The following is a 7,058-nucleotide window of genomic DNA, read 5'->3' on the forward strand; positions in this document are numbered from 1 at the left end:
TTGGGACGGAAGCCGAAAAAGGATTCAAAAACACGAAGTCCCTCCTCCATATGCCAGTGCGCCCGCTCTTCACCGCCGGGATACTCGGTAATCTCTGGCAGTGCCGCATCAGGCATCGCCTCATGAGTCGATTTGATATCCAACAACAGTGGAACGATCGGGTGGGCGTAAGGTGTCACAGAAAGCTCAACACGGCCTGACTCAGCCAGCCGGCGATAACGAGGAATCAGATCATTTAACAACTCACCCATCACAATCATCAATTGACGTCGATCATGAAAGGTAAACAAACGGCCTTTTTTCATCAATGCCTGTATTCTTACATCACTCCTTCTGACAGACTCAGCCATCCATACCAAGTGATACCAGACCAGAATATCGATCATGAATTGATCGTTTAAATAGTTTAGTCGCTCAGGTTCATCCATTGCCCAACGTGCCATTTCCACTAAGCGTGAAAAATGTGGGAAAGGCTGGATAAGCTTTTCTTCATTGGCTCGCAGGCAAGCCATTATTAATGTTTTTCTCTCCTCGATATGGAGAGGTTGTACCGGAGAATCTAATGCGATCAATAAGGGATCTTTGAGACGCCCGGTTCCCTTAAAGCGACCTTTAAGCTGATCATCATAGTCGGCCAACTGTTCTAATAATGTTGGCGCGAAATTAACCACCGCTTTAGCACCCGGAACATTCTCCAGATGCCAGGCCATATCCACATAGTCTTTCATGGCGTGCAGGTATGTCCAAGGCAACTGGTACATGCCGCCCATGGGTTCACTGTACTGAGGCTGGTGCATGTGCCAGCAAAGGACAAGTTTAAGTTTATCTGACATAACGGTAGTTTTGTCCTAACATTTCAGGAGTTACAAGTACCACGCCATTTGGGGAGACATGGTAGCGTTTTGCATCTTGTTCTAAATCTTCACCGATCACGGTCCCTTCAGGAATGACACAACCTTTGTCAACAACCACTTTTTTCAATCGACAATTACGTCCAACGTTAACGTCCGGAAGTAAGACACTATCTTCCACAAGAGAAAAACTATGCACTTCAACGTTAGAAAACAACACGGTGTGTCTAACCGTTGAACCGGAGATGATACAGCCACCTGAAACCATAGAATCAACAGCCATTCCGCGACGATCATCGTCATCGAATACAAATTTTGCCGGAGGCTGCTGTGCCTGATGGGTCCATATCGGCCACTCATCGTCGTATAGGTTTAACTCAGGTGTGACACCAATCAGTTCCAGATTCGCTGACCAGAAAGCATCAATAGTACCCACATCACGCCAGTATCCGGGATCATTGCCTTGAACATCTTTGTACGGAAAGGCAACTACTTTGTAGTTCTGAATCAGGCTGGGAATAATGTCATGACCAAAGTCATGGCTTGATGTTTTGGTATCGGCATCTTTAATTAATTGTTCATAAAGGAATGCAGCATTGAAGACATATATCCCCATCGAAGCCAGAGCAACATCATCGCGGCCCGGCATTGGGGTTGGATTATCGGGTTTTTCATCAAACGCAACTATGCGTCTGTTAACGTCGACTGACATCACGCCCAGAGCCTTAGCTTCTTCAATCGGTACTTCAATGCAACCGATCGTCATATCAGCGTTCTGGGCAACATGTTCAGCAAGCATATCACCGTAGTCCATTTTGTAAATATGGTCACCAGCCAGAATCAGAACATATTCAGGGCCATGATTCCGCAGAATATCGATATTCTGATATACCGCATCAGCAGTGCCTGCATACCAGCCTTGTTCGTTTCTCTGCGATGCCGGTAGAAGCTCGACAAATTCACCCAGGGCACCACGCATAAACCCCCACCCTTGCTGAACATGGCGAATAAGTGAGTGTGCTTTGTACTGCGTCAGAATACCAACCCGACGGATACCTGAATTCACGCAGTTTGATAAAGGAAAATCAACGATACGAAATTTACCGCCAAAAGGTACAGCAGGCTTGGCTCGCCAGTCTGTCAACTGCTTCAGCCTTGAACCACGCCCACCGGCTAAAATTAAAGCCAGAGTATCGCGGGTAAGACGACTGACAAAACGCGTACTGTTGTTTTCACTCATATAAATTTCTCCGGCAAATGCCCTATGATTTGTGGTGTAATACTGTTAGCCTGCCACAAGCGCGTTGGGTACAGCAATTAAAAATTTCACGGGATATTATGGCGATGATTTTTGACAAGAATTTGAAACAAGACATTATAAAAATCATTGAAGCGCGTCATCACGATCCATTCAGTATACTCGGCTTCCATTACGCAGAAGATCAAGCTGCTGTTCGCGCATTTTTACCTGATACAGAACAGGCCACAATTGATGGCAAGTTACCGATGAAACGTGTGGAAGGGACGGATTTTTTCTACTGGACAGGCGATAAAGATCAGGTCACCTGGCCATACAAAATCCACCGTAATACCCACTCAGGTGAAGCTCTAGCCTTTCATGACCCTTATAGCATCATGCCGCAACTTTCAGAATATGACCTGCACCTTTTCTCTGAAGGGAAACACTGGCATGCCTATAAGATGTTGGGAGCGCACCTCCATGAAGTGGAAGGCATCAAAGGTACTTTATTTGCAACCTGGGCACCGGGAGCAGAACGTGTCAGTGTAGTCGGTAATTTCAACGAGTGGGATGGTCGCCGACACCCGATGCGGGCCAGGGGCGGCTCTGGCGTATGGGAAATCTTTATCCCGGAACTCGAAGCAGGTGAACTGTATAAATTCGAAATCCGCAATCGTGATAATGGCTCCCTGCACCTTAAGATGGATCCTTACGGACAGCAATCTGAATTACGTCCGGGGACCGCATCACTAATCACTAAGAAATCATTGCATCACTGGCAGGATGAAGACTGGATGGATTCGCGAAAACATGCTGACTGGTTGCATGAACCGCATTCTGTTTACGAAGTCCATATGGGCTCATGGAAGCGCCATGATGACAACAGCTTTTACAGCTATCGCGAACTGGCTGATGAACTTGTGCCCTACGTCAGAGAGATGGGGTTTACTCACATCGAATTATTACCGATCACCGAACATCCGCTGGATATTTCATGGGGCTATCAGACCACTGGCTACTTCTCGCCGACCAGTCGCTTTGGTTCGCCAGACGAATTCCGGTATTTTGTCGATTGTTGTCACCAGAATAATATTGGTGTTCTGCTCGACTGGGTGCCAGGTCATTTTCCCAAAGATGCGCATGGTCTTGCTAAATTTGATGGTACAGCTTTGTACGAACATGCCGATCCACGTCGTGGTGAACATCAGGATTGGGGTACACTGATTTTTAATTATGGCCGAAGTGAAGTATTTAACTTTTTGCTATCGAGTGCCTTTTACTGGTTGGAAGAGTTTCACATCGACGGCTTACGTGTAGATGCCGTCGCTTCAATGTTATATCTGGATTACTCCCGCGAAGAAGGACAATGGTTACCGAACGAATTTGGTGGGCGCGAAAACCTTGAAGTTATTGAATTTCTGAAACACGTCAATACCGTATTACACAAAGAACACCCCGGTTGCATTATTGCTGCTGAGGAATCCACCTCATACCCAATGATTTCCAGACCTTCACATATGGGTGGACTGGGCTTTTCGATGAAATGGAATATGGGCTGGATGCACGACATTCTGGAATATTTCCAGCAAGATCCAATTCATCGTCGCTATCATCACGACTCACTCACATTCGGATTGCTTTACGCCTTCACTGAAAACTTCGTTTTACCGTTTTCTCATGATGAAGTTGTTCATGGCAAAAGCTCAATGATATACAAAATGCCGGGCGACGAATGGCAGCGTTTTGCGAACCTGCGCATGCTCTACACATTGATGTTCAGTTACCCGGGTAAAAAATTACTGTTTATGGGCTGTGAATTTGCCCAAGGTACTGAGTGGAACTGTGAGAAGTCACTTGACTGGTACGTACTCGACTACCCTATTCATCAGGGAATGAAAGCACTGGTGGCTGATTTGAATGAAGTCTATAAATCAACCCCTGCACTACATGCTCATGATTTTGACCCACACGGTTTTGAATGGATTGATTGTAATGACCGTGAGCACTCTATCCTCAGCTATTTACGTAAGGATGGGAATAGCTTCATCGTAACAGCCTTCAATTTCACTCCTATCCCTAGAGAGAAATACCGCATTGGCGTTCCCGAAGCGGGCCATTATGAAATTATCATAAACTCAGACTCTGAATATTACGCAGGCAGTAATTATCATAATGAAAAAGTTATTCAGAGCGATGATATTGCGTGGAATGACCGACCTCACTCCATTGAAGTGAATTTACCTCCATTGGCTGGTTTGATTATTAAAAAACAGCTTTAAGCATGGCTAAAAGCAAAACAATCTCTCGCAGCAAGTACGAAACACAATTAGAACTCTTACAAATAGAGCTGTTGAAAGTTCAGGAATGGGCAAGAGAATCTGGTCAGCGAATTCTGATTATGTTTGAAGGTCGCGATGCTTCAGGTAAAGGCGGAACAATTAAACGTTTCACAGAACATTTAAACCCTCGTGGAACAAGAATCGTCGCGCTTGATAAACCAAGTGATACTGAACAGACACAGTGGTATTTCCAGCGATATCTTTCTCACCTTCCGAATGGTGGTGAAATCGTTTTATTTGATCGCAGTTGGTACAACCGCGCTGGAGTTGAAAAAGTCATGGGGTTTACGACCCAAGACAAATATCAATTATTCCTGGAGCAAGTGCCTCAATTAGAAAAAATGCTCATTGACGATGGCATATGGTTATTTAAATACTGGTTTTCAGTAAGCCAGGAAGTGCAACATGAACGGTTTGAGGCTAGGCGTAAAAACCCATTAAAAAACTGGAAATTAAGCCCGATAGACATTGCTGCTCAGGAAAAATGGGATGATTACAGTGATGCAAGGGATGCGATGTTAGCTAATACACATACCAGTCACTCACCTTGGACAATCATAAAATCTGACTCTAAGCGTACTGCTCGAATCAATTGCATTTCCCATTTTCTTCAGGCTTTGCCTTACGCAGCTAAGAACAAAGCATTAACTGATAAATTGGATGAAGAGATGGTATTTTCACCATCCTACCCGGCATTAAAACGCCGGGCGGATGATAAAGCCTGATTTATTGACGTAATTCGCGTATTAGTTTAATGAGATTTGTGGTTGAACTATCATGCCGTGAAATTTCAGAACCATCGGCTAGATCAGGTACGATCGCTTTGGCTAGCTGCTTACCTAATTCGACCCCCCACTGGTCAAACGAATTGATATTCCAGATCACACCTTGTACAAATACCTTGTGCTCATATAACGCCACCAGCTGACCCAACATTTCAGGCGTTAGTTTAGGGAACATCAAAACATTGCTAGGGCGGTTACCTGGGAATACCTTATGCGGTAATAAGGCTTCCAAAGCTTTGCCTTCATAGCCCTCTTTCACCAATTCAGCACGCACTTCTTCCGCCGTTTTACCTTTCATTAAGGCTTCTGCTTGCGCCAGACCATTAGCCAATAAAATCGATTGATGATCACACTCTGGGTAATGGCTATTAACCGGAAGGACAAAGTCCACCGGAATCAGCTGTGTACCCTGATGAATTAACTGAAAATAGGCATGCTGACCGTTGGTACCGGGAGTTCCCCAGATGACAGGTCCAGTCTTATAACTGATACGGCTCCCTTCACGATTAATAAACTTACCGTTACTCTCCATATCCAACTGCTGCATATGACTGGGAAAACGAGCCAGAGAATGATCATAAGGTACGATGGCATGCGTTTGTGCACTGAAGAAATTGATATACCAAACGCCCAACAGGCCCATAATAACCGGTATGTTTTCTGCCAGTGGCTGATGACGAAAATGTTCATCCATTTGATGACCACCATCAAGCAGACGCTCAAAGTTGTCCATGCCGACATAGAGCGCAATAGGCAAACCAATAGCACTCCATAATGAGTAACGACCGCCAACCCAGTCCCATATTTCAAACATATTGGCTGTATCAATACCAAACTTCGCGACTTCCTTCGCATTGGTTGAGACAGCAACAAAATGTTTTGCGACATCTTCTTGCGAAGCTGATTTCAGAAACCAGGTACGAGCTGATTGTGCATTCGTAATAGTTTCTTGTGTGGTAAAAGTCTTGGATGCAACGACAAACAATGTCGTTTCTGGATTTAATTTCTCCAGTGTCGTGCTGAGATCGGTACCGTCCACATTAGAAACAAAATGGACACTTATTCCTTCAATACCATAGGGCTCGAGTGCATCACAGATCATCGCCGGACCAAGATCTGATCCTCCAATACCAATATTGACGATATCAGTGATCTTTTTGTCGCTGTAACCTAGCCATTCACCACTATGTACCTGCTCACAAAACCGGCGCATTTTATCCAGTACAGCATTCACTTCTGGCATAACATCTTTGCCATCAACCATGACCGGGGTATTACTTCGGTTACGCAGTGCCGTGTGCAAGACTGCGCGGCCCTCTGTGTGGTTGATAATGTCACCTTTAAACATGCGTTCAACCCAGTCTTTCAGCTCAACGGCCTCTGCCAGATCGATCAATTTATCGATGGTTTCCTGGTTAATTCGGTTTTTGGAATAGTCCAGTAATAAATCACCACTTTTTAAGAAAAAGCGTTCAAATCGATTTGAGTCCAATGCAAATTGCTCGCGCATGGAAACATACTTAAGATCCGAGTAATGTCTTACCAGAGACTGCCATTCAGGTATATTCAAAGGTGTCATAGTTATTTTATATCTTTGTATTATTTATAATTATTGACTCAGGTACGTTGCCAGATCGTACCAGCTGATGCTTTCCTGTTCGCCGGTTGCCATGGTTTTCACGCCAATGCTCTCGTTGTTTACTTCTTCTTCGCCCAGAATCAGTGTCCAGCGCGCACCACTCCGGTCTGCCCGTTTGAATTGGCTTTTAAAACTACCACCACCACAATGGGTGATCAACTTCAAAGCTGGTATTTGATCACGCAGTGACTCGGCAAGGATCGG

6 protein-coding genes (1 of these 6 cut by a window edge) are annotated in these 7,058 nt (G+C 44.9%); 2 read left to right on the forward strand and 4 right to left on the reverse strand.

All coding sequences use genetic code 11. The features are described 5' to 3' along the window. Window positions 1–833: the 5' end (the start) of a glycoside hydrolase gene (locus ACTF5U_RS03930; RefSeq protein WP_438970339.1), read on the reverse strand. The gene continues 937 nt to the left of window position 1, outside the view; 833 of the gene's 1,770 nt are visible here — the first part of the coding sequence; it begins with the start codon at window positions 831–833; its stop codon lies beyond the left edge, outside the window. Continuing rightward, window positions 823–2,091, reverse strand: coding sequence for a glucose-1-phosphate adenylyltransferase (glgC, locus tag ACTF5U_RS03935; protein WP_438970340.1), 1,269 nt, complete (start codon window positions 2,089–2,091; stop codon window positions 823–825). Before glgC ends, ACTF5U_RS03930 begins: the two co-directional genes overlap by 11 nt. Before the next feature lie 98 nt (window positions 2,092–2,189). On the opposite strand from glgC, the gene glgB reads away from it, so the two are divergent. Together glgB and ppk2 are read left to right on the forward strand one after the other, a co-directional pair. Continuing rightward, entirely contained in the window at window positions 2,190–4,370 is a 2,181-nt protein-coding gene (gene glgB / locus ACTF5U_RS03940; protein ID WP_438970341.1) for a 1,4-alpha-glucan branching protein GlgB, read from the forward strand. Window positions 4,371–4,372: 2 nt separating this feature from the next. Beyond that, window positions 4,373–5,155 (forward strand): polyphosphate kinase 2, encoded by a 783-nt coding sequence (gene ppk2 / locus ACTF5U_RS03945; RefSeq protein ID WP_438970342.1) that lies wholly within the window; start codon window positions 4,373–4,375, stop codon window positions 5,153–5,155. A gap of 1 nt (window position 5,156) precedes the next feature. On the opposite strand, the gene pgi is transcribed toward ppk2, so the two are convergent. Together pgi and ACTF5U_RS03955 are read right to left on the reverse strand one after the other, a co-directional pair. Beyond that, window positions 5,157–6,794 carry a glucose-6-phosphate isomerase gene (pgi, locus tag ACTF5U_RS03950; RefSeq protein ID WP_438970343.1) on the reverse strand — a complete coding sequence of 546 codons (1,638 nt, stop codon included), beginning with the start codon at window positions 6,792–6,794 and terminating at the stop codon, window positions 5,157–5,159. 30 nt (window positions 6,795–6,824) lie between these two features. After that, window positions 6,825–7,058: His/Gly/Thr/Pro-type tRNA ligase C-terminal domain-containing protein (locus tag ACTF5U_RS03955; protein WP_438970344.1), on the reverse strand; the 234-nt coding region annotated here is incomplete at its 5' end.

It is taken from the genome of Methylophaga sp., from assembly GCF_965655755.1.
In the GTDB taxonomy this organism is placed as follows: domain Bacteria; phylum Pseudomonadota; class Gammaproteobacteria; order Nitrosococcales; family Methylophagaceae; genus Methylophaga.